Origin of the sequence: Micromonospora sonneratiae, from assembly GCF_042679305.1 — a bacterium.
GTDB lineage: Bacteria > Actinomycetota > Actinomycetes > Mycobacteriales > Micromonosporaceae > Micromonospora_H > Micromonospora_H sonneratiae.
In genome coordinates, this window is sequence record NZ_JBHTMP010000005.1 from 129,586 (window position 1) to 152,101 (window position 22,516).

Genomic DNA, 22,516 nt, shown 5'->3' on the forward strand with positions numbered 1-22,516 from the left:
CCAGACGGCACCTGGTCATTCGACACACCAACAGCACTGACCGACGGACCACACACCGTCACGGCAACCCAGACCGACGCGGCAGGCAACGTCTCACCGCCATCCGACCCGGTCACCTTCACCGTCGACACGACAGGTCCAGCCGCTCCGGTAATCACCAACCCGACGAATGGACAGCAGGTCAACGACCGGACGCCAATCGTCACCGGCACTGGTGAGCCTGGAGCAACGGTGAGCGTCACCGTCAACGGCGTGGTTGTCGGGACCGGCGCTGTCGGTCCGGACGGCACCTGGTCCGTGACGGTCGATCGGGAGCTCGGCTGTGGTCAGCAGACCATCACGGCGACCCAGACCGACGTGGCAGGCATCGTCTCACCCACTTCGGCTCCGGTCACCTTCACGGTGGTCTGTCGCGATCTGCCGGTCACCGGTGGCACGCCCGTGGGCGTGGTGACGTTGACCTTGATTGGTCTGCTCTCCGTGGGAGCCGGTGTGCTGCTGGTTCGCTGGCGGCGACGGGCCTGACCGCCGCCTGAGGTACGGCGAACGTAACCCTTGTTGGAGGAGAAAGTGACAGCGGGTATGCGTAACCGAGTGGAGTTCTCCGCAGGAGGCTTCCGTCGGAGCGACGTACCATCGGCGGGACGTAGCGCCGGGGAGCCACATCACCGTGGGTACGAGAGTGCTGGTGCGCGTGGTGAGCGCGACCAGGACTACGGTGATCCGCCGCTGACCACCGCCGTCGCTGTCACTGAGGGCATGGGCCTGGCCGACCGCTGCCTTGCCGCGATACATCGAGATCCCGGCACCGTGCCGACACAACCCGGAGGTCCATGGGCTCGACTGAGCCTCGGGCCAGCTTCCGGACTGTCCGGTTCGCGTTACGGGGCAATCCGTCTCGGTGCGTGGTCAGGCTCCCTCCTCCCTCCAGCAACCTCCGACACCACCGGTGAGGAGCGAACACGGTCGGCATTACCAGCACCGATCAGGGGCCGGAAGCGGCGGAGCGGGCCGGTGGCGGATGTGCGTACGGTACACGTGCCCCGTCTGCGCACCCAGCTCGACAGGCTGCTGACGCGACAGGCTGTCGGCTGAATGGTCTTGGCCTGGCGGTAATGGGATCACCCACGTCGGAGACATGAAGCCAACGACGACGTCCGACGGTAACGATTACATTACCTAAAGAAGCGACTCTCACCTTCAAGTCCGGTTGACGGGACTCTCTTCGACTACTTTGTTCCCGAAAGCGCCCTGCATGGTGGGAGAGGGCCATCAGCTGCCCACCCGCCAGGGACAACCACACCGAGTGCCGCGACGGCGGGCGATCGGCTGGTCAGGGGCCGTACCAGCGAGGAGGCAAGAGGCATGAACCATCCTGGACGATCGGCCCGTACGCTCCGACGGGTGGTGGCGCTGCTCAGCGCCGTACTGCTGGGAACGGGCCTGCCCGTCATCGCGCCGACACCCGCAGGTGCCGACCCGGTCGGGTACGTCCGGCTGGCGCACCTGTCCCCCGACACTCCTGCGGTCGACGTCTACCTCACCACCGAGCCCGCATCAGCCGAGCCCCAGGTCTTCCCGGCCGTCGGTTACGGGGTGCTCTCCGACTACCTGCCGCTGGCCCCCGGCCGGTACGCGGTGGCGATGCGTACCGCTGGTGCCCCGGCCACCGACCCACCGGTGCTGACCACCGAGGTGGCGGTGACGGCCGGTAAGGCGTACACGGTGGCCGGGGTCGGCCGCTACGCCGACCTGGGACTTCGGGTGCTCGACGACGACCTGACCGCTCCGGCGAAGGGCCGGGCGAAGGTACGGGTCATCCAGGCATCCGTACGGGCACCCCTGCTGGACGTGGCCACGGTCGACGGCCCCACCATCGCCAGCGGCGTCCAGTTCGCCACGACCACCCCGTACACGCAGGTGGAGCCGGGCAGTTGGAAGCTGCGGCTGGAGGCGACCGGCATGACGCCGGCGACAGGCGACATGACCGTCGACAAGGGGGTCGTCTACTCCCTGCTGGTACTCGACGATCAACAGTCCGGGCTCAGCACCGAACTACGGATCGACGCCGAGGGCGACATGGTCGTACCCGCCGGCAACCTGACGGGCAGCACATCCGAGCAGGGTGACATGTCGTACCCCCTGGTTGCGCTCGGGGTCGTGGCGCTGCTGGCGGTCGTGGTGACAGCAGCGGCGCTCGTGCTCCGCCGGCGGGCACGTCACACGCAGTGACAAAGATGGATCGACGCCTACTCCGACTGGGCGGCGAGTTCCCGGGCCCGATCCCGGGCGGCTTCGAGCGCGGCCAGCAACGCGGCGCGTACCCCATGGTTCTCCAGCTCGCGGATGGCGGAGATGGTGGTACCGGCCGGCGAGGTCACCGCCTCGCGCAGCTTGACCGGATGCTCACCGGAGTCGCGCAGCATCACCGCGGAGCCGATCGCGGTCTGGACGATCAGCTCATGGGCGACCTGGCGGGGTAGGCCGAGCAGGATGCCGGCATCGATCATCGCCTCGACCAGCAGATAGAAGTACGCCGGGCCGGATCCCGACAGCGCGGTGACCGCATCCTGCTGTGACTCGGGCACCTGGATGGTGGCCCCGAGCGGGGTGAACATCTCCTCGGCCAGCGCGAGATGCTCCTCGGTCGCGTACGACCCCGGCGAGATCGCGGTCATCGCCTGGTCGACCAGTGCCGGCGTGTTGGTCATCACCCGGACGACCGGGGTGCCCTCCGACAGTCGACGGCCGAAGAAACTCGTCGGCAGGCCGGCGCAGAGCGAGATCACCAACTTGTCGGCGGGTACCTTCGGCCCGATCTCGTCGAGCAGCCCGGCCGCGTCCTGTGGCTTGACCGAGATGGCCAGCACTTCCGCCTCGGTCACTGCGGTCATGTTGTCCACCACCCGTACGCCGTAGCGGGCGGCCAGTTCGGCGGCGCGTTCCGGACGGCGGGCGGTGGCCAGCAACCGGTCCGCCGGCCAGCCGGACCTCAGCAGGCCGGAGAGCATCAGCTCACCGATCTTGCCCGCGCCGATCACGGCGACGGTGTGCACTCCGGCACGGTCCGCCGGTACGTCGTCGACGGCGACCGCCATCTCCGTTCCCCTTCCAGATCTTCCCCGAGCCGGCCGCAGCGCGGGCCGGTTGAGCCGCAGCAGGGCGGCCGGTTGAGCCGCAGCAGGGCGGCCGGTTGAGCCGCAGCAGGGCGGCCCCGTCGTTCGACAGGGCCGCCCGGTGTCCACTGCTAGCTGCCGAAGAAGACCTCGGCCTCGGCGTACCGCTCCAGCGGCACGGTCTTCAGCTCGCGGGTGGCGTCGGCCAACGGCACCCGGACGATGTCGGTGCTCTGCATCGCCACCATCTTGCCCCAGTCGCCATCGTTGGCCGCGTCGATCGCGTGCAGGCCAAGCCGGGTGGCCAGCACCCGGTCGAACGCGCTCGGGGTGCCACCGCGCTGGATGTGCCCGAGCACGACCGTGCGGGCCTCCTTGCCGGTCTTGGCTTCGAGCTGCTCGGCCAGCCACTGACCGATACCGCCGAGCCGGACGTGGCCGAACGCGTCGAGCTCCTGGTTGTGCAGCTGCATCTGGCCGTCGAGCGGGTGGGCGCCCTCGGCCACCACCACGATCGGGGCGTACTGCTTCTGGAACCGCTTCTCGACGTACGTCGCGACCTGGTCGACGTCGAACTGACGCTCGGGCAGCAGGATCACGTTGGCCCCACCGGCGAGACCGGCGTGCAGGGCGATCCAGCCCGCGTGCCGGCCCATCACCTCGACCACGAGGGTGCGGTGGTGGCTCTCCGCCGTGGTGTGCAGGCGGTCGATCGCCTCCATCGCGATGTTGACGGCGGTGTCGAAGCCAAACGTGTAGTCGGTGGCACCGAGGTCGTTGTCGATCGTCTTCGGCACCCCGATGACCTTGACGCCGAGCTCGTGCAGCTTGGTGGCGACACCGAGGGTGTCCTCGCCGCCGATCGCGATCAGCGCGTCGACGCCCTGCTCGGCGAGGTTGTCCTTGATCCGCTCAACCCCGTTCTCGATCTTGAACGGGTTGGTCCGGGAGGACCCGAGGATCGTGCCGCCACGGGGCAGGATGCCGCGTACGTCCGCGATGTCGAGCGGCCGGGTCAGCCCCTCCAACGGGCCACGCCACCCGTCACGGAATCCCACGAACTCGTGTCCGTAGGTGGCCACGCCCTTACGTACCACCGCCCGGATGACCGCGTTCAGACCTGGGCAGTCGCCACCGCCGGTGAGCACGCCGATACGCATGATCTGCTCATCCTCCTGGAGCATCAGGTAAGCCCAATCAAGCCCCAGGTTCGAAGTCACGTCAGACCGTCGGCGTCGTTGCCGGCCCGGGGCGGGCCGTCATTGCGCACTGTAGTCGCCTCGCCGGAGGCAAACCAGCTTGCCCCTGTACGGCCACCCGGAAGATCCCCTTGATCAGGGAACTGAGGCGAGACACGCCGACGACACGCCGGAGTCGGCCCGCCGATCACCGCGATCTTGAAAGGGCTCGGAAGGGTCAGCCACCCATGGCCCGCCAACGGGCCAGATTGTGTCGGGCGTCCACCAGGGCGTCGTGGCGGTCCGCAGCGGCATCGGGCAGCGGCGGTCGCCCCCGGTCGTCCCAGAGCTGCCGCAACTCCTTGGTGTACCGGGGAATCTCCCTCGGCAGCTCCGGCATCGCCCCCCACAGTTGGGCGAGCACCACGTGGTCGTACGCGGCGTACCAGGCCCACAACTCCAACTGCTCTGTCGGTCGGTCCCGTACCGGCTCCATCAGGAAGTCGTAGAGATCGTCCCGGATGCGCTGTCGGGATCGCCAGGCCCGGTCCGCCGGCGAGGGCAACTTGTCGAGGACGTGGCGACGCACCCAGGGCACCGCCCGGGAGTCGTCGAACTCGGTCGAGACCGCGTAGAACTCGCGGCCGTACTCATCGACGACGCCGATCGACACCAGGTCGATGCTCCGGCCGTCCTCGATGAACTCGCAGTCGTAGAAATAGCGGTAAACCATCACCGCCATCTTCGCCGACCGGGCCCACCGGCCAACCGGCGGGGCGGCCAACCGGCGGGGCGGAGATGTGAAACCCCGGTGCGCCGAGACAACTAGCGGAAACCGGACACTGTCGAAAAACCATGATGCGAGAACCAGAATGTGTCCAGAAAACGATGGACGTTCATCACATCCGGCGGGTCGCCACACATTCCGGATCGCCGACATTCCCGATCGACCCTGGCCGCGAAGTGGCCCACCTCGGCCGATCGGCCAGCTGTCCGCGCCCGGCCGGAGCAGGCGTCCAGTGCCTGCTCCGGCCGGTCACGGCACCCCGCGGCCCCAACCCGCCACCGCCCCCGTACGGCCCCCACCCAGCAGCGGATCTGAACATCAGAATGACCGCTGTCAGGCCTCAGAACTGTCACAGAAGCGATTTCGGGGGTGTACAGCACGCGACAGGGCAGTCATGATCTGATGTGTACCGCTGCCGGATGAAAACCGGTGTCAGTTCACCTTGCACTCGGCGGACACCCAGTCCAGCGAGGAGCAAGATGTGGTCCTTAACCGGGGAGGGGTTGGGCCGTGGAGGTTCGCCTGCCGGAGCCGGGTGACGCGCTCACGGGCGTGGACATGTTCGCCGGCCTCGAGCCGGAGGTGCGGCAACGGGTGATCGCTGCGGCGGTGCCCCGCACCTACCGCAAAGGTCAACTGCTGTTCGTGGAGAACGACCCGGGCGAGTCGCTGATCGTGCTCCGCCGGGGCGCGGTGGCGGTGTTCCGTACCGCCCCGACCGGCGAGCGCGCCGTGCTGACCGTGCTCCGACCACCAGACGTACTCGGTGAAGTGTCCCTCCTGGACGCCTCCACCCGGTCGGCGTCGGCCGAGGCCATCGAGGACTGCGCGGCGCTCGCCCTGTCGCGGGGCGCGTTCATGGAGTTGGTCCACTCCAACCCACGCATCCTCGACGCGGTGATGCGGTCGTTGGGTGGCCTGATCCGCCGGCTCACCGAGCAGAACGCCGACCACGTCTTCCTCGACCTGCCGGGGCGGGTCGCCAAGACCCTGGTCCGGCTGGCCGGGGAGAGCCAGGCCCCGATGATCACGATCGAGCTCAACCAGAGCCAGCTCGCCGAGATGGCCGGCGGCTCACGGCAGAGCGTCAACCAGGCCATCGGATCTTTCGCCAGCCGGGGTTGGCTCCGTACCGAGGGGCGGCGGATCGTCGTCACCGACGTCGCCGCGCTACGTCGCCGGGCCGGCATGGCCGACCGCTGAGCCCTCGACCAAACGGTCAACCCGACCATCGCTGGCCCAATAGCCGATCGGCTGATCGACTGTAGACCGAATTGCCTGCAGCCCCTGCCGATCGACGTAATAAAAAAGCGTCCCGGTTACCGATATCGGTAACCGGGACGTTTAGTTCGTTAGCGCGCAAATCAGGGCTGGGTGCTGGTCGGGCCGACCCAGTCCGTGCCTTCCTTGCCGCCGGTCGGGCCGACCCAGTCGGTCTGCTCGCCACCCACGATTCCCTGGGCCTGCAGCATGGCCAGGGTGGCTGCGTCCACGTCGACCATCTCCCCCGCGGAGTGGTTGACCCCGTCGCCGTCGGTCCACTCCCCGTCAAGCCGGACGTACACCATTGAGCTATCTCCCAACTTCTGATCAATGATTTGGCCGACTGACTGTAGCCCGATTCACCGGTCGTTGGACTGTCCACTAACCAACAGCCGGGTTCCCGACACTCGACCAGTGAGGCGATACTCAGCTCTGGTGACCGCCGGTTGCCGAATCGGCCGCCCAGCAATAATCGGCCGAACGCGACAGACCTGACCGACCACCGGAGGAGGCGACATCCCCGCTCCGTGTGCCCAGTGCGGCCGGCCCGCTGCCGCCGACGACCGCTTCTGTGGTGGTTGCGGGACCGAGCTGACACAGGCCTGTCCACATTGTGATCGTCCGTTGGCCGCCGACGCAGCCTTCTGCACGTCGTGCGGCAAGCCCCGCCCCAGCGGGGTTCCAAAGTCGCCGACCGCGGTGCAGGAGGACCGACGCCGGGTCAGTGTCCTCTTCGTCGACCTCATCGACTTCACCCCGTACGTCGAACGTGCCGACCCGGAGCTGGTCCGGGGCATGCAGACCGGGTTCTTCTCGGCAGCCCGGCGGGTGGTCGGCCAGTACGGCGGTGTGGTGGAGAAGTACATCGGAGACGCGGTGATGGCACTGTTCGGTGCGCCCGTGGCCACCGAGACCGACGCGCTGCGCTGCGTACGTGCCGGGCTGGAGCTGCAACGTGTGCTCACCCGGTACGCCCCGGCCGGTGCCGACGGGCTGCGTTTCCGGGTGGGTGTGGCCACCGGTGAGGCGCTGGTCGACGTGGCCGCCGCCCGGGATGGTGGTCAGGCCATCGTGGCCGGTGACGTGGTCAACACCGCATCGCGTATGCAGTCGGTGGCGCCACCCGGCGGGGTGCTGGTGTGTGGCACCACCTACGCGCTGACCAAGGACGGAATCCAGTTCGAGGAACAGCCCCCGGTGACGCTGCGCGGCCGGTCGTCGCCGACCGAGGTGTGGCTGGCCCGGGCTGTCGTGCTGCGCCAGCCGCCGGACCGCGAACCGGACACGACCCCACTGATCGACCGTGAGCACGAGCTGGGTCTGTTGGTCAACGCTCTGCACCGGTGCACCCGGGACCGGATACCCCAGGTGGTCGCGGTGTTCGGTCAGGCCGGCATCGGCAAGAGCCGACTGATCCGCGAGCTGTTCCGGCATGCCGAACGGCTCGTCGACCAACCGTTGACCTGGCGCACCGGACGCTGCCCACCGTTCGGGGAGAACGTCACGTTCGCCGCGTTGGCCGACATCGTCAAGGCCGAGGCCGGCATCCTCGACACCGATCCGGCCAGTGCTGCGGCGGCCCGACTGAAGTCGGCGCTGGAGGAGTTGGTCGGGCCGGGCGAGGCGGACCGCCTCGGCGACGCGCTGCGTCCACTCGTCGGCCTACCCGGCCCCAACCTGCCCGCCGAGGAGACCGAGTCGGCCTGGCGAAGGTTCCTGATCGCGCTGGCGGCCCGCCGGCCGACGGTGCTGGTCTTCGAGGATCTGCACTGGGCCGACGATGCGATGCTGCGTTTCGTCGAGCTACTCGGCGCAGCCGCCCGTGACATTCCGCTGTTGCTGCTCTGCACCGCCCGGCCCGAACTGGTCAACCGCGACCCGAGCTGGGCCGGCACCATCACCGGCTCGCTGACCATCACGCTGCCGCCACTGCGCAACACCGGCATCGCCTCGCTCTACACCCACATATTCGGGCAGTCCGCCTTCCCCACCGAGATGCTCAGCCCGCTGGTGGAGGTCGCCGACGGCAACCCGCTCTACGCCCACGAATACGTGCGGATGCTCATCGAGCAGGGGACGTTGCGCCAGTCCGGCCGGGGCTGGTCGATGGAGAAGCAACACGACCTGCCGATGCCGGACAGCGTGCACTCCGTCATCGCCAACCGGGTCGACCTGCTCGACACCAAGGACCGCATGGTGCTGCTGGCGGCCTCGGTGGTCGGAATGCAGTTCTGGCCGGGGGCGGTCGCCGCGGCGCTCGGTCAACCGGTCGAGTCGGTCGAACGCGCGCTACGCCGCCTGGAGCAGCGCGACTTCGTACACGAGCAGCCGGCCTCGACCATGGCCGGGCAGTCCGAGTTCCGGTTCCGGCACGTACTGGTGCGCGACGTCTGCTACCAGCGGCTGCCCCGTACCGAGCGGGTCGCCCGGCACGAGCGCACCGCCGACTGGCTGGACGCGCTGTCGCGGAGCCGGGACACCGACCTGGCCGAGGTCCTCGCCCATCACCGCTGGGCCGTCCACGAGATCGCCCGTACCCTCGACATGAACACCGACCGGTACGCCCCGGCCGCTCGTGCGGCGCTGCACCGCGCGGCCCGACGGGCGTACGCGCTACACGCACTCGACGCTGCGGCCAGTCACACCGAACGGGCACTGGGGCTCGCCGACGACCGTGACGTCCTCGGCCAGCTACAACTGGAACTACTCAGCAGTGAGATCTCCATCTATCGGAACAGCGCCAAGTTCCTGTCCGGCGGCGGTATCGCGCAACTCACCATGCTGGCCGACCAGCTGCTGATCAACGGTGATCCCGCCAGCGCGGCCCGCGCGTGGACGTTGTTGGGACGGGGTGCCTGGCTCCAGGCCAACCGCTCCGGTGCGTTGTCCTACCTGGATCGGGCCATCAAGTTGTTCGAAACGCTCCCCGACAGTGTCCAGAAGGCCGAGGCCTACGCTGAGGTGGGCCGGCTGCACATGCTCAACTTCGAGCGTGATCCAGCGATCGCCTCAGCCGGGGCGGCTGCTGACATCGCCGCGCGGCTGGGCCTGGTCGAAACCCAGACCGAGGCACGGATAACGGTGGCGATGGCCCGCTATCAGGCCGGAAACCGGGCCGGGCTCGACGAGCTGCACGCCGCAATGGAGTTCTGCCGTAGCAACCAACTGCTCGCCCTGCCCCGGGCGATGCAGAACCTCGCCTACGCGGTCGCCGAGGAGGGTGACTGGATCCAGTCCGATTCCCTGCTCACCGCTGCGGCGGCAGCTCAGGGATCAGCCCTGAGAACCGGCTACTCGGCCGAGGCGATGCGCGCCTACTTCGAAGGCGAGTTCGACAAACTGCTGGTGGCGGCAGATGCCTTCGCCAACACTCCGAGCGGGCGCTGGGACATGCAGGTCCGGGGCCTACGGGCCTGCATACGCGTGTTGCGCGGTGAGCCGGTGCCCGGCGCACCGGAGATCGACGGGCCGGCCGGTGACACCACCACGGACGGCGACGGTACTGCTGCCCTGCCGGGCGGTAACGACCAGCATGCGCAGCCACGGTCCGGCACGGACGGTGGTCGGCACCGTCCGAAGGTCACCGGTCCGACCCCCGACGACATCACCGACGCCCTCGACACGGCCCGACGCAGTGGTTTCCACCGACCGCACTGGACCATGCTGGGCATGGGCGCGCTGTGTCGGGCGCTGGAGGCACGCCGCGCGGAGGCCGCCGAACTGCTGGACGAGTTGGCCGATTCCTGGTCGGCGGTGCCGGCCCTGGCCAGCGGTGAGTGGGTCGCCGCAGCCGCGTTCGCCGCAGCTCTGGTCAGCCGCGACGCGGCTGTACGGGTGCGCGGCATGCTGGACCGGGTCGGTCACCGGACGCCGTGGGCCGATGCCGCCCTGCGTACGGTGACCGCCGCAGTCGCCGCTGCTGACTGCGACCATGCACGGGCCGGGCAGCTCTACACGGCCGCAGCGGAGATCTACACGCAGATTCCGGCCATCACCGATCGGATGCTGGCACTGGCACTGGCCGCCGGCGAGCTGGACCGGGCGGGCAACCGATCCGCAGCCCAGTCAGCGCTCTCTACGGTCAGTTCGTTCGCCTGGCGCAACGAGGCACCGGGGTTGCTGCTGCTCAGCAGCGCCCCTCGACGCAACGGTGGTGGTCGGGCCCTCCTCGTCTCCTGAGCGGCCCGACCGACCACAACCTCGACCGATCGATGGATCCACGCCGATCATGGACCGTGACGGTCGCCGGACCGGCCGGAGCGGATCACGCGGCGATCGGCTCGGCAGGCTCGGTGTCGTCGACCCTGGCCTGCTGGTTCTTGACCTTCTGGGCGTACATGTCCACGTATTCGCGGCCGGAGAGTTCCATCAGTTCGTACATGATCTCGTCGGTGATGGCCCGTTCGACGAACCGGTCGCCGGTCATCCCCGCGTAGCGGGAGAAGTCCAGCGGCTCCCCGAACCTGATCTTCACCCGCTTGATCTTGGGAATCAGCTTGCCGGGCGGCTGGATCTCGTCGGCGTTCAGCATCACGACCGGGATCACCGGCGCACCGCTGTCCAGGGCCAGCCGGGCCACCCCGGTCTTGCCCCGATAGAGCCGGCCGTCCGGTGAGCGGGTGCCCTCCGGGTAGATCCCCGCCAGGTTCCCCTGCCGTAGCACCTGCAACTGGGTGTCCAGTGCGGCCCGGGCGGCCCGGCCACCGGACCGGTCGACCGGGATGGTGCCGGTACCGACGAAGAACATCTTCGTCAGCCAGCCCTTGATCCCCTTCCCGGTGAAGTATTCGGCCTTCGCCACAAATGTCACTTTACGCTTGACCATCAGCGGCATGAAGATCGAGTCAGCGAACGACAGGTGGTTACTGGCAAGGATCGCCGGCCCGGTGTCCGGAACGTTGTCCCGCCCCTCGACCTGCGGCCGGAAGACCAGCCTCAGCCAGGGGCCGAGAATGATGTACTTCATCAGCCAGTACAGCACCGGTGGTCCTTCCCGAAGATCTCGTGCCCCACGCCAGCCGGGCGTCCCGGTCAGGCGACCCGGGGCGGCCACGCCGAGAACGCCAACCCGGCGGGCGGAACTGTCGGCAATGAGCCTACGAAGCAAGCACGGCACACCACAACGCACTCCCGGAACCGGTGGCCGCCGTGTCACGATTCAAGGCACGGCGTACGCGGATCAGCGTCGTCGCAACGGTCGGGCGCGCAGCGCCGGTAGGGAGGGGTATCCGGTGTCAGCGGGTGGTGCCCGCCGCGGGCGGCGGGACAACGGGCTCGACGCGACGGAGTACGCCGTCGCCGGCGACGTGGACCCGCGGGTCGGTGAACACCTGCTCGACGTGCTGGCGGCAGGTGGCATCGCCGCCTACCTACAGCCGTCCGCCGACCTCAATCCGGTGACCAGGACCACCACCGTCCCGCCCCGGCCGGTGGACCGCCTCTACGTCGACCGGGTACACCTGACCACCGCCCGTGATTACCTGACCCAACTCGCCGAGGAGGGCATGCCTCCACCACCGCCCAGCAACGAACCGGACATCGACGCCGAATGGGCCAAGATCGTCGCCGGTTACGACACCGAGGTCAAGGTCGACGCCCGCCCCTGGCCGGCCGCCGAGGACGTACCCGCCGACCAGGAAGGGGTCCCCGATCGGACCCCTGACGAGGCGACCGACACACCGGCGGCCCCGACCGCCACCGCCGTACGCCCCGGCCCCGCCACCACCGAGGTACGACCTCTGCTCTCGGCCACCGACATATCCGGCATCTCAGTGGGCAACCGGGCGGACGACCCGTCACTGCTGGACGGCCTGGACACGTTCGGCGCGGACCTGCCGGACGACCCGGACGAGGGCTACACCCCACCGCCCCCGCCGCCACTGCCCCAGGTGTCGAAGTTCGCGGTCACGGCCGTACTCGGCATCATCGTCGGTTTTGCGCTGCTGCTCTTTCCGAACCTGCTGCCCATCGACCGCACCCTGGTCACGATCATCGGCTTCCTCGGCATCATCACCGGCTTCGTCACCCTGATCTGGCGACTCCGGCCGGGCGACGAGGAGGACGACGACGACCCCGACGATGGAGCAGTCGTCTGACCGGAAGGGGCCCGTTTCGCGAGACACTCGACACTTCTCGAACCGCGTGTAACATTCGCGAAACTTCACCTCAGTAGGAATACTGCTGTAAGTCACCTCCCCCTCACGCCACCCGGGCGTCCGGCGTTCGCGGTGGTCCCCTCGCCCGGAACCGGGGTGCCCGGATGCGACAGAGTTCCCTCGTGGTGGTTTCCAACCGCCTACCGGTTGACGACAGTGTGGCCCCGGACGGTGCCTGCGAATGGCGGCGCAGTCCCGGCGGTCTGGTCACCGCCCTCCACCCACTCCTCCAACACGTTCCCGCGACCTGGGTGGGCTGGGCCGGCGGCACCGGTCCCGCGCCCGCCCTCTCCGACATCGACGGCGTACGCATGCACACCGTGCCGTTGAGCCACGACGACGTACGGAACCACTACGAAGGCTTCGCCAACTCCACCCTGTGGCCGCTGTTCCACGACGCCGTCGAGCAGCCGGTCTACCACCGGCGGTGGTGGGAGGCCTATCAACGGGTCAACCAGCGGTTCGCCGACGCCGCCGCCCAGGCGGCCGAACCCGGTGCGACCGTCTGGATCCAGGACTACCACCTGCAACTGGTGCCCGGTCTACTCCGTGCCCAACGCCCGGACCTGCGTATCGGCTTCTTCCTGCACGTGCCGTTCCCACCGCCGGAGTTGTTCATGCAACTGCCGAGGCGGGCCGAACTGCTCAACGGCATGCTCGGCGCCGACCTGGTGGGCTTCCAACGCGCGCAGGCGGCGCACAACTTCGCCCAACTCGCCGCCAAGGTGCTGAACCTGCCCGCCACCGACCACCGGATCGCCGTCCAGGGTCGGGAGGTGCAGATCGGGGCCTTCCCGGTCTCCATCGACATGACGGAGATGGAAGCCCTGGCCCGTCGACCGGACGTGGTGGCCCGCGCCCGCCAACTACGACACGACCTCGGCGACCCGCAGCACGTCATCCTCAGCGTCGACCGGATGGACTACACCAAGGGCATCGAGCAACGGCTCAAGGCGTACAGCGAACTGATCGCCGACGGCCACGTGAAGGTCCGCGACACGGTGATGGTCCAGGTGGCCATACCGAGCCGGGAACGGGTCGAGCAGTACCAGGTCCTGCGGGACCGGGTGGAACGTGAGGTCGGCCGGATCAACGGTGAGTTCGGGCGGGTCGGCGAACCCGCCATCCACTACCTGACCCAGCATTTCGACCGTGCCGAGTTGGCCGCCCTGTACCGGGTCGCCGACATCATGGCGGTCACCCCGCTACGGGACGGCATGAACCTGGTCGCCAAGGAGTACGTGGCCGCCCGGGTCGACGACAGCGGCATCCTCGTACTCAGCGAGTTCGCCGGCGCGGCAGCGGAGTTCTCACAGGCGTACCAGGTCAACCCGCACGACCTCGACGGCCTCAAGCTGACCCTCACCCAGGCCCTACGCGCCAGTCCCAGCGACTCGACCAATCGGATGCGGGGAATGCGGGCCCACCTACGCAAGCACGACATCCGGGCCTGGGCCCGGGCCTATCTCACCGAACTGGACGAGACCGGCACCCTGGCCGCCCGGCTGACCGCGACCTAGTGCCGTACTGCAGGGCCCCTTCTCATCCGAAGACCGACGAGAAGGGGTCCTGTCTTGCAGCTCAGCGGGATGGAATCTTCTCCAGCCAGTCGAGCAACGCGTCGATCGGCTCACGCCACCGGGCGTCGAGCATCAGATCGTGGCCCATGCCCGGGAAGAGCAACGGTGCGCCGCCGTACCGTCGGGCCGCCCGCCGCAACGCCGCAGCCGGCACCACCCGGTCGTCCGGGCTGCCCAGCACCAGCACCGGCGGGTTGCCCACGGCCGGTTCCGGGTCACGCTGCATCAGCAACTGCCACTGGGCCCGCTTACCGGCCCGGCCCAGGCGACCGGCGTAGCCGCGAGCGGTCGCGACGGGCAGTTCCCGACTGAACAACTGGCGGCGACTGAGCCGCAGCCGACCGCCGACGATCGCGGGAAGGGTGCCGATCGGATTGCGGCGCAACGCCGTCCCAAACGTCCCCCAACCACCAAGCACCGGCGCAACCATCACCCCGGCCCGGGCCGGGTAACGCGCCAGGGCATGGGCCACCACAAGGCCACCGGCACCGTGCCCCACCAGCACCGCCTGACTTGGCAGGCCCGCAGCCACCTGGACCACGTCATGCGCGTACGCCCGCAGCGTGGCCTCCGGCGCAGCGCCGCTGCCGCCGTGCCCGCGCAGGCTCATCGCGTGGGCCGGAAATCCCCGCGACGCCGCGTGCTCCAGCCAGTTCTCGGCGAACGCCCAGGCACCATGGCCGAAGCCCGGTACGAACAGCACCGGCGGCTTGCCCTCGTCGACCTCGGGAGTGGCGGTGAGCACCTCCCGGCGTACCGGCCGCACCGGATGCGCCCAGTCCCGCGCCCGCATCACCCGGACCTGTCCGTTCCTCGCGCTCACCGAACCCACCCTCCGTTCGCGACTGCGGGGCTCGCAAGCTCACTCCTCGCGCTCACGCTGGCACCTCCAACTCGTCCAGCGTGCGCTGCAACGCCCGCAGATAGTCGACGTGGCCGATCTCGAACCAGTGCCGGCTGGTGTCCTTGACCTTCGCCCGGTTGAACCGGCGGCCGGCCTCGGCCTCGATCCGGGTCCCGAAGGCAGCCGCCCGTTCCGGGGCGGTCTCCCGCAGCTTCAGCAGCCGGGCGACGGCCACGCTCTGCCAGTGGACCAACGGAAACATCCCGGAATCGGGCTGTAGCAGACCGGTGACGGCCAGCGTCGGATAGCGCCGAGGGAAGGCGTTGAGGTAGAGCGTCGGGCGGCCCGACGCGTCCGTACCCAGGATCTCCGGAGCCAGGAACTCGAACCGTGGCAGGTACCCGGTGGCGAATACGACCAGGTCCGGCTCGATCTCCTGACCGTCGGTCAGCTCGACGCTGTAGGACCGGAACCGGGCGATCTCGGGTACCGGTGTGATCAGGCCGTGGCCGAGGTAGTAGACGAGCTGGCTGTTGGCGATCGGATGGGTCTCATAGACCTTGTGGTCCGGGCGGGGCAACCCGAAGCGGGTCAGGTCCCCCACGGTCAGTCGCAGCGTACGGTGGAACAGCCACTGACGCAGCCGCAACGGCAGCCGCATGGCCAGTACCTGGTCGTTGACCTGATCCGTCGGGCGGCCCAGCACGTACTTCGGGGCGTACCAGTAGCCGCGTCGGCTGGAGTGCCAACACTTGGCGGCCTGCTGTCCGGCCTCGACGGCGATGTCGCAGCCGGTGTTCCCGGCACCAACGACCAGCACCCGTTTGCCGCGCAGCTGCGTCGCCTCCTTGTACGCCGACGCGTGCATGACCTGGCCACGGAACTCGTCCAGACCGTCGTACGACGGCAGCTTCGGGGACCAGTTGTGTCCGTTGGCCACCACGACGGCCGCGTATCGGGAGGTACGTTCGGTGCCGTAGCCGCCGGTGCTGCGGGTGGTGACGTCCCACCGGTGCCCGTCCACCGGCTCGACCCGTACCACCTCCGTGCCGAACCAGATGTGCGGCCGTAGGTCGAAGTGGTCGGCGTACCGTTCCAGATAGGACAGAAGCTGGCTGTGGTGCGGGTAGTCCGGCCACGAGTCCGGCATCGGGAAGTCAGGGAACTGGGTGAACGGCTTCGACGAGATCAGATGTGTACTGGCGTAGACCGGGCTCCGGTCGTGCCGCCAGTTCCAGGCTCCGCCGACGCCGGTCTCCCGCTCGTAGCAGTCGACGTCGAAGCCGTACTCCTTGAGGTTCTTGATTGCGGTCAGGCCGCTGGCTCCGGCCCCGATGACGCAGACCGTGCCGCCCCGGTCGTAGACCGAGCGGCCGTCCGGTCGGACGGTGGCACTCCCGGCATGGTGGTCTTCGACCAGAAAGTCTGAACTGTCATGGTCGGCGGAGGTAGACACCAAGTTTCTCCTTGTTTCCGCACGAAAGCCGAACTGCCGCCGAATCCTCTCGACTCGGGTCACCCTTTGTCCAGCCCGTGACCACACCAGTTTGCCGGCCATCCCCCTCTGCCCCGGTGCCTCGGCTTGAGGCGTGCAGGGCTTGACCGCCGGATACGCGCCTACCGCCGTACCGCGTACTGAAGTGCGGCAAGCAGCCCGCCAAGCGTGGGCTGACCCAGCGAGGCCTCCCGCACCGCCGCATAGATCGCCCTGAGCGGTTCCGGTCCACGAACCTTGCGGATGACCACGGCCGGGTGCCGATTTGCCAGGCCCAGTTCGGGGATCAGACTGACCCCGAGGCCAGCGGCAACGAACCCCTGTGCCGTGGGGTAGTCCTCGCTCTGCACCACGAAGTTCGGGGTGAAGCCCGCTGCGGCGCAGCCGTCGAGGATCGCGTCCAGGCAGGGCCCCGGCCACTCGCTGCCGACCCATGGTTCGTCGGCGAGATCAGTCAGGTCGACTACCCGCTTCGAGGCGAGTCGGTGCCCCTTCGGCAGGACCACCCGGTACGGATCATCGATCAGGTGCACGAGGTGGATGCCCTGTTGAAGCCGATCGTCGGGGCGTACCACGATGGCGAGGTCCGCCCGGCCCTGGGTCACCTCCGGTAGCGGGTCTTCGGGGTCGGACATCTTGAGGTCGATCCGCACACCCGGATGCTCCTCGCGCAACCGGGCGACGGCAGGTGCCACCAGCGTGGCACCCGCCGTGGCGAAATAGCTGATCGTCACGTGCCCCGTACGCCCGGCTCGCAGATCGGCCAGCGCCGTCTCCGCTTCGGCGATCTGCCTGTCGATGATGGCGGAATGCTCGGTGAGCAGGCGACCGGCTGCGGTGGGCCGCACCCCACGGCCGACACGCTCGAGTAGCGCGACCCCGGCCTGCTTCTCCAGCGCCGCCACCTGCTGACTCACGGCGGACGGCGTATATCCCAGATTCGCCGCCGCAGCGGTCACCGACCCCGTGGTGACCACGGCACGAAGTACCTGCATGCGCCGCACGTCGAGCATGTAGCAAATCTTAACGGTACGTACAGAACCTTTCACTTGTCCTGTCAGGTTCTCTCGGGCACCGTGCACAGCAGGATTACCGGCCAGAGAGGCGGAAACGATGGTCAATGGCGGACGCAACTCGTTGACGCGGGTCGGCGTACTCGCACTGCTGTGGGGGTCCGCCTTCCTGTGGATCAAGCTGGCCTTGGACAACGGACTGACCCCGATCCAGATCACCTTCATTCGCTCCGGGCTCGGAGCGGTCGTCCTTCTCGTCCTGGCCCGTACCGCACGCCAGCGCCTGCCACGTAACCGGGCGACCTGGCGGCATCTCGTCGTGGCCGCCTTCTTTTGCAACGCGCTGCCGTTCTTCCTGTTCAGCATTGGTCAGCAGACCGTCGACTCAGGGGTGGCCGGCGTGCTGAACGCCACCACTCCGCTGTGGTCCCTGCTGATCGGTGTCGCCATCGGCAGGGAGCACGGACTCCGTCCAGCCCGGCTGGGCGGCCTCCTACTCGGATTCGCGGGCACACTGCTGATCTTCGCGCCGTGGCAGAAAGCGGAACTTCTGAGCTGGGGCACCCTCGCCCTGCTCGGGGCTGCGGCTAGCTACGCCGTGGCCTTCGCCTACATGGGACGTAACCTCACCGCCGAGGGCACCGCTCCCCTCGCGATCTCCGCGTCCCAGCTGATCGCCGCTACCGGGTTGGCCGCGCTGGCCCTGCCCGCCGACGGAACCGCGTCAGTGCCGCTGAATCCCACCGGCGTGATCGCCGTCGTCATTCTCGGAGTCTTCAGCACCGGATTCACCTTCCACCTCAACTACCGACTCATCGCGGAGGAGGGTGCGACCAGCGCTGCCACCGTCGGATATCTGCTACCGGTGGTCTCGGTGGCGTTGGGGGCGATCGTGCTCAACGAGAAGCCCGGCTTCCAGGTCTTCCTGGGGATGATCGTCGTACTCGTCGGCGTCGGAATGACGCGCCGGCGGAACGGGTCCCCGCAGACCGCTACGGCCACGCTGGCTGTCACCACCGCACCACGTCCGGGCCACACCAACCGTCGAAACCGCGCGGAGTCCGAACCGTGTGCTGCGCCACCTGGACGGGCAGGCACCTGATGCAAGGAAGGACCCCTTCCGGTCGCATTCTGCACGCAGAGAGGCCCTTCCTTGCTCCCGTACCTGGAGGGCAGGTTGGCGGGCGGGAGCAGCCCACCGGCCGGATCAGGCCTCGACGAATTGGGCGGCGAACGACTCGGCGGGTGGGATCGGGGTGATGACGTCGATGAGCACGCCATCCGGAGCGGCGACGATGAAATGTCGCTGCCCGAACTCCTCGCTCCGCAACGGAAGCTCCAGTTTCAGGCCGGCCCGGACCACCAGGCGCTCGTACTCGGCATCCACATCGGCCACCTCGAAGTTCAGGATCAGCCCCTGCACCGGGGACCGGTACGCCGCCGGCAGCGTTTCGTGGGTGTGGTCCAGCAGCGCCAGCTCGTAGTGCGGCGGCTCCGGTCGCCGCAGACTGACGTACCAGTCGGCCTCGAAGGTCGTCTCGAACCCGAAGTGCCGGGTGTAGAAGGTGTGGGATTCGGCGATCCGCCGGGTGCAGATGACCGGATAGAAGCTGGTCAGGTTCATGTCTGGCACTCCTCCACAAGATGCGTACCCTGGGTATGTTTCTTGCGGCGAAGGTAGTTGCGTACCCTGGGTATGTCAAACGGGAGGCAAAAGTGGGTACGACATCGCGGACCAAGGCTGAGCAGCGCCGGGAGACCATGGCGGCGTTGACCGCCGAGGGGCGACGAATGTTCGGCCGCGACGGGTTCGCCGCGGTGAACCTCAACGAGGTGGCCCGAGCCGCCGGGGTGACGAAAGGTGCGCTCTACCACCACTTCGGCAGCAAGACCGGTCTCTTCCGCGCGGTGGTCGAGCAGGTGCAACGCGATGTCGCCGACCGGGTGGCCGCCGCAGCCGACGCGGAGGCCGACCCGTGGTCCCAACTCGTCGCCGGGTGCCAGGCCTTCCTCGCCGCCGGCTCCGACCCGGAGGTGCAGCGGATCATGCTCGTGGACGGTCCGACCGTGCTCGGCTGGCAGGAATGGCGGGCCATGGACGAGGCATCCTCGGTACAACACCTCACCGAGGCGCTCACCTCGTTGATCAAGGATGGGACGCTCAGCCAGCAGCCGGTGGCGCCGTTGACCCGGCTGCTGTCCGGGGCGATGAACGAGACCGCGCTCTGGCTGGCCCAGTCGGCCGACCCGGCCGACCGGGTTGACGCCAGCGCCGCGCTGACCCGGTTACTGGAGGGAATCCGCCTGGTGCCCCCCGGCGTCGGTTCCCAGGCCGCGCAACACGGTCACGCACGGGCCGAGTGAGCGGGTCAGGCGCAGGCCCAGTGGACCAAGGTCAGGCGTGCGCCAGCGGAACCGGGAGCAGAAGGTCGACCAGGACCGGAAAGTGGTCGCTGGCCCGCCGGGTCTGCTCGGTGTCCACCACGTCGTAGTCGGTGACCACGATCTGCGGTGACACGAACAGCGCATCGATCCGGTCGCGCGGATTGGCACACGGGTAGGTGCACCGGTCGCTCCGGTCGGCGGCCACCGCAGTGTCGGTCAGGCCGTCGGCGATCGTACGCCAGGCGGCACCGCCGGAGTTCTCATTGAGGTCGGCGCCGACGATCAGCGGCAGGCGTACGGCGGCCAGGTCCTCCTTCAACAGGGCGGCCTGGCCCGGTCGCTCCGCCGCGTCGGTGGACAGGTGCGAACCGGCCAGCACGAAACGCGCCCGGCCGACCGTGCACTCGGCAAAGGCCGCACCCCGCATGTGCCGGCCCGGGGTGAGTGGAAACTGCCGGTACCAGGTGCGGTGGACACGGACCCGCAGGCTGGTGAGGAGCAGGTTGCCCAGGGCCGGCAGACCGCCCCCGGCCACCACCAGCCCCAACCGGTCCGCCAGGGCGGCGCACTTGTGCCGCCAGCGGAACCGGCGGGGCCCCTCCTGGACGATCACGACGTCCGGCTCGGCCCCACGCACCGCAGCCGCCAGGGCGGCGGTGTCGTCACGCTGGCCGTGCACGTTGTACGACAGCACCCGCAGACGTATCCCCGCAGGTTCCTCCTCGACCGGTTGCCCCTGTGTCACCCGCATCCTCACCTGTCCCGCGACTACCGTCGGCGGGCGAGGTCAGCCGCGCCGATCACACCCGCACTGTTACCCAGTTCCGCCGGCCGCACCTCGGCCATCGGAAGTCTGCCACGTTGCGCCACCGAGTCCATGAAGGACTGTGTGGTGGGGCCGAGCAGGAGGTCCCCCGCGTCGACCACGCCACCGCCGACGACCAGCACCTGTGGGTCCAGGATCTGCGCCAGATCGGCCAGGCCGATGCCGAGCCACTTGCCGAGCTGGGCGAACGCCTCGATGGAGATCGCGTCGTCGGCCTTCGCCGCAGCGGTCACCATCGGGCCGGTGATGGCCTCGATGTCGCCCCCGGCGAGTTCCAGCAACCCGGCTGCGCGGTGTGGCTCCTGCCGGGCACCGGACCGGGCGAAGCGGACCAGGGCACTGCCGCTGGCGTACTGCTCGATACAGCCGAGCCGGCCGCATCCGCACTGGTGCCCGTCCGGCACGGCCAGCATGTGTCCCAGTTCGGCAGCGATGCCGTGGGAGCCGCGTACCAGTTCACCGCTGATCACGATGCCACCGCCGACACCGGTGCCGATGGTGAACATGACCATCGAGTCGTTCGCGTGCCGGGCCGCGCCATAGCGGAACTCCGCCCAGGCGGCCACGTTCCCGTCGTTCTCCACTATCACCGGCAGGCCGACGGCGGACCGGACGTGGTCCCGTAGCGGCTCGTCGCGCCAGGCGAGATTGGGGGCGAAAAGCACGGTCGACCGGTTCGCGTCGATCCAGCCGGCCGCGCCGATGCCCACCGCCTCGATCTGGCGGCCAGCGGCCAACTCCATGACCACCTCGACGATGACATCGCGGGTCTTGGCGGCATCGTCGGCGGGGGTGTCCCGTCGAGTCTGCGCCAACACCGCACCGGCGTCGTCAACGACGCCACCGGCGACTTTCGTGCCACCGACGTCGACTCCGATGGTCAGCGTCACCGCTGCCGCTCCCCTCTGCTTTGCTACAACGTCGTCTGTCGATAGCCAGATCGGCTACCGACGGTCCAACGCATCTTCGTGGTCAGGCCCCGTCGCCTGGCGCGTCATCACCCTCGGGTACGGATGTCGGCATCCGTGATGCGGGCACGACCGGACGCTTGATCGCCTTGTGGGCCATCGGCCTGGCCCCCGAGGACCCGGCTGGCGTCCGTGCCGCGGTCCCGACGGCATCGGCGGTCCCGGCAGCGTCGGCGGGCTGGCCGGCACCGCCGGGACGCCCCTCGGCGTCCGCACGCGTCGCGGCTGCCCAGACATCCTGTTCCGGCGCCGCCCACGAATCATGCCCGGTACGGGTGGCCTTGCGCCACACCCCGTCCCACTGGGCTCCTTCGGTGGCTGCCCCGATGTGACCGGTCGCACTGTCGGTGCTCACCGGATCCGGCCCGGATTCGCTGTCCGGCCCGGATTCGCTGTCCGGCCCGGATTCGCTGTCCGGCTCAGATCGAGTGTCCGACTCGGGCTCGGTAGCCGAGTCGGGCTGCCGGGACGCCTCGCCTGACGGATCGGCCGGGGACGCCGGACCAGCCACGGTCGAGAAGGCCCGCAACAGGCTGGCCACTCCGGCGGCGAAGTCACCGGCACCGGTGGCCAGCCGCTCGGCGAACTCCGGACTCGGGTCCCGCAATGCCGTGACCGCTCGACAGATCGGACACACGCAACATTCGGCACTCCCAGTTGCTAAGTGCCCTCCACCGGCCCCCTGGCCGGCACCCGTCCCCTGACCAGCGGACGGAGATTCGTTCGACGTACCGAGGACCGTAGAAATGATCTCGCCGAGCGGGCCGAACCCACCCTGCCCGGAACCGGTGGCGCCACCCGAGGCGGCCAGGCGGGCCGCAGCCAGAGCGGTGGTGACCAGACGCTCGGCCTCCTCCCGAGCCGAACCCGGATCGATTCCTCCCATGCTCGACTCCTCTACCCCGC

General features: G+C 68.8%; 20 protein-coding genes. 8 read left to right on the forward strand and 12 right to left on the reverse strand.

The features are described from left to right. Positions 1–525: Ig-like domain-containing protein (locus ACFQ4H_RS05230; RefSeq protein ID WP_377567526.1), on the forward strand; the 525-nt coding region annotated here is incomplete at its 5' end. Positions 526–1,365: 840 nt separating this feature from the next. After that, positions 1,366–2,232: a DUF4397 domain-containing protein gene (locus ACFQ4H_RS05235; protein WP_377567528.1), complete on the forward strand. Its 867-nt coding sequence runs from the start codon at positions 1,366–1,368 to the stop codon at positions 2,230–2,232. A 17-nt stretch (positions 2,233–2,249) separates the two neighbouring features. Here ACFQ4H_RS05235 and proC read toward each other — a convergent pair whose 3' ends face one another. The 3 genes from proC to ACFQ4H_RS05250 all read right to left on the reverse strand — a co-directional run bounded on the left by proC (position 2,250) and on the right by ACFQ4H_RS05250 (position 5,027). Then, positions 2,250–3,098 (reverse strand): pyrroline-5-carboxylate reductase, encoded by an 849-nt coding sequence (gene proC / locus ACFQ4H_RS05240; protein ID WP_377567531.1) that lies wholly within the window; start codon positions 3,096–3,098, stop codon positions 2,250–2,252. 149 nt (positions 3,099–3,247) lie between these two features. Beyond that, entirely contained in the window at positions 3,248–4,276 is a 1,029-nt protein-coding gene (locus ACFQ4H_RS05245; RefSeq protein ID WP_377567635.1) for a 6-phosphofructokinase, read from the reverse strand. A gap of 256 nt (positions 4,277–4,532) precedes the next feature. After that, entirely contained in the window at positions 4,533–5,027 is a 495-nt protein-coding gene (locus tag ACFQ4H_RS05250) for a polyadenylate-specific 3'-exoribonuclease AS (RefSeq protein WP_377567533.1), read from the reverse strand. A gap of 564 nt (positions 5,028–5,591) precedes the next feature. Between ACFQ4H_RS05250 and ACFQ4H_RS05255 the strand changes: the two genes are divergently transcribed. Further along, positions 5,592–6,284 carry a Crp/Fnr family transcriptional regulator gene (locus ACFQ4H_RS05255; RefSeq protein ID WP_377567535.1) on the forward strand — a complete coding sequence of 231 codons (693 nt, stop codon included), beginning with the start codon at positions 5,592–5,594 and terminating at the stop codon, positions 6,282–6,284. Positions 6,285–6,445: 161 nt separating this feature from the next. Here the strand turns inward: ACFQ4H_RS05255 and ACFQ4H_RS05260 are convergent, their stop codons facing one another. Then, on the reverse strand, positions 6,446–6,649 hold the full coding sequence (locus ACFQ4H_RS05260; protein ID WP_377567537.1) for a hypothetical protein: 204 nt from the start codon (positions 6,647–6,649) through the stop codon (positions 6,446–6,448). A 211-nt stretch (positions 6,650–6,860) separates the two neighbouring features. Between ACFQ4H_RS05260 and ACFQ4H_RS05265 the strand changes: the two genes are divergently transcribed. Further along, the gene (locus tag ACFQ4H_RS05265) at positions 6,861–10,523 is read left to right on the forward strand and encodes an adenylate/guanylate cyclase domain-containing protein (protein WP_377567637.1); all 3,663 of its coding nucleotides are present in this window, start codon (positions 6,861–6,863) and stop codon (positions 10,521–10,523) included. Positions 10,524–10,608: 85 nt separating this feature from the next. Here the strand turns inward: ACFQ4H_RS05265 and ACFQ4H_RS05270 are convergent, their stop codons facing one another. Then, positions 10,609–11,325: a lysophospholipid acyltransferase family protein gene (locus ACFQ4H_RS05270; RefSeq protein ID WP_377567539.1), complete on the reverse strand. Its 717-nt coding sequence runs from the start codon at positions 11,323–11,325 to the stop codon at positions 10,609–10,611. 250 nt (positions 11,326–11,575) lie between these two features. Between ACFQ4H_RS05270 and ACFQ4H_RS05275 the strand changes: the two genes are divergently transcribed. Both ACFQ4H_RS05275 and ACFQ4H_RS05280 read left to right on the forward strand, forming a co-directional pair. Continuing rightward, a complete protein-coding gene (locus ACFQ4H_RS05275) occupies positions 11,576–12,439 on the forward strand; it encodes a DUF308 domain-containing protein (RefSeq protein ID WP_377567541.1) in 864 nt (287 codons plus the stop codon). Positions 12,440–12,603: 164 nt separating this feature from the next. Further along, positions 12,604–14,019, forward strand: coding sequence for an alpha,alpha-trehalose-phosphate synthase (UDP-forming) (locus ACFQ4H_RS05280; protein ID WP_377567543.1), 1,416 nt, complete (start codon positions 12,604–12,606; stop codon positions 14,017–14,019). Between the two features lie 61 nt (positions 14,020–14,080). On the opposite strand, the gene ACFQ4H_RS05285 is transcribed toward ACFQ4H_RS05280, so the two are convergent. The 3 genes from ACFQ4H_RS05285 to ACFQ4H_RS05295 form a co-directional block, all read right to left on the reverse strand. Further along, entirely contained in the window at positions 14,081–14,872 is a 792-nt protein-coding gene (locus ACFQ4H_RS05285) for an alpha/beta hydrolase (RefSeq protein WP_377567639.1), read from the reverse strand. An 82-nt stretch (positions 14,873–14,954) separates the two neighbouring features. Then, positions 14,955–16,379 (reverse strand): flavin-containing monooxygenase, encoded by a 1,425-nt coding sequence (locus tag ACFQ4H_RS05290; RefSeq protein WP_377567545.1) that lies wholly within the window; start codon positions 16,377–16,379, stop codon positions 14,955–14,957. Between the two features lie 161 nt (positions 16,380–16,540). Then, positions 16,541–17,431 carry a LysR family transcriptional regulator gene (locus ACFQ4H_RS05295; protein ID WP_377567547.1) on the reverse strand — a complete coding sequence of 297 codons (891 nt, stop codon included), beginning with the start codon at positions 17,429–17,431 and terminating at the stop codon, positions 16,541–16,543. Positions 17,432–17,531: 100 nt separating this feature from the next. On the opposite strand from ACFQ4H_RS05295, the gene ACFQ4H_RS05300 reads away from it, so the two are divergent. Continuing rightward, positions 17,532–18,533 carry a DMT family transporter gene (locus tag ACFQ4H_RS05300; protein ID WP_377567549.1) on the forward strand — a complete coding sequence of 334 codons (1,002 nt, stop codon included), beginning with the start codon at positions 17,532–17,534 and terminating at the stop codon, positions 18,531–18,533. 105 nt (positions 18,534–18,638) lie between these two features. Here the strand turns inward: ACFQ4H_RS05300 and ACFQ4H_RS05305 are convergent, their stop codons facing one another. Next, entirely contained in the window at positions 18,639–19,055 is a 417-nt protein-coding gene (locus ACFQ4H_RS05305; protein WP_377567551.1) for a VOC family protein, read from the reverse strand. A 92-nt stretch (positions 19,056–19,147) separates the two neighbouring features. Between ACFQ4H_RS05305 and ACFQ4H_RS05310 the strand changes: the two genes are divergently transcribed. Continuing rightward, positions 19,148–19,795: a TetR/AcrR family transcriptional regulator gene (locus tag ACFQ4H_RS05310; RefSeq protein WP_377567553.1), complete on the forward strand. Its 648-nt coding sequence runs from the start codon at positions 19,148–19,150 to the stop codon at positions 19,793–19,795. 31 nt (positions 19,796–19,826) lie between these two features. Here the strand turns inward: ACFQ4H_RS05310 and ACFQ4H_RS05315 are convergent, their stop codons facing one another. From ACFQ4H_RS05315 to ACFQ4H_RS05325, 3 genes are all read right to left on the reverse strand, one after another. Next, positions 19,827–20,561 carry an endonuclease/exonuclease/phosphatase family protein gene (locus ACFQ4H_RS05315; RefSeq protein WP_377567555.1) on the reverse strand — a complete coding sequence of 245 codons (735 nt, stop codon included), beginning with the start codon at positions 20,559–20,561 and terminating at the stop codon, positions 19,827–19,829. Between the two features lie 23 nt (positions 20,562–20,584). After that, complete coding sequence (locus ACFQ4H_RS05320; RefSeq protein ID WP_377567557.1) at positions 20,585–21,532, reverse strand: ROK family glucokinase; 948 nt, start codon at positions 21,530–21,532, stop codon at positions 20,585–20,587. A gap of 82 nt (positions 21,533–21,614) precedes the next feature. After that, complete coding sequence (locus ACFQ4H_RS05325; protein WP_377567559.1) at positions 21,615–22,496, reverse strand: hypothetical protein; 882 nt, start codon at positions 22,494–22,496, stop codon at positions 21,615–21,617. Between the last annotated feature and the right edge of the window lie 20 nt (positions 22,497–22,516).

Bases quoted from the DNA above. Each gene is read 5' to 3' on its own strand.
- ACFQ4H_RS05235 (WP_377567528.1), top strand. From the start codon at position 1,366: ATGAACCATCCTGGACGATCGGCCCGTACGCTCCGACGGGTGGTGGCG.
- proC (WP_377567531.1), bottom strand. From the start codon at position 3,098: ATGGCGGTCGCCGTCGACGACGTACCGGCGGACCGTGCCGGAGTGCAC.
- ACFQ4H_RS05245 (WP_377567635.1), bottom strand. From the start codon at position 4,276: ATGCGTATCGGCGTGCTCACCGGCGGTGGCGACTGCCCAGGTCTGAAC.
- ACFQ4H_RS05250 (WP_377567533.1), bottom strand. From the start codon at position 5,027: ATGGTTTACCGCTATTTCTACGACTGCGAGTTCATCGAGGACGGCCGG.
- ACFQ4H_RS05260 (WP_377567537.1), bottom strand. From the start codon at position 6,649: ATGGTGTACGTCCGGCTTGACGGGGAGTGGACCGACGGCGACGGGGTC.
- ACFQ4H_RS05280 (WP_377567543.1), top strand. From the start codon at position 12,604: ATGCGACAGAGTTCCCTCGTGGTGGTTTCCAACCGCCTACCGGTTGAC.
- ACFQ4H_RS05285 (WP_377567639.1), bottom strand. From the start codon at position 14,872: ATGCGGGCGCGGGACTGGGCGCATCCGGTGCGGCCGGTACGCCGGGAG.
- ACFQ4H_RS05295 (WP_377567547.1), bottom strand. From the start codon at position 17,431: ATGCTCGACGTGCGGCGCATGCAGGTACTTCGTGCCGTGGTCACCACG.
- ACFQ4H_RS05300 (WP_377567549.1), top strand. From the start codon at position 17,532: ATGGTCAATGGCGGACGCAACTCGTTGACGCGGGTCGGCGTACTCGCA.
- ACFQ4H_RS05305 (WP_377567551.1), bottom strand. From the start codon at position 19,055: ATGAACCTGACCAGCTTCTATCCGGTCATCTGCACCCGGCGGATCGCC.
- ACFQ4H_RS05325 (WP_377567559.1), bottom strand. From the start codon at position 22,496: ATGGGAGGAATCGATCCGGGTTCGGCTCGGGAGGAGGCCGAGCGTCTG.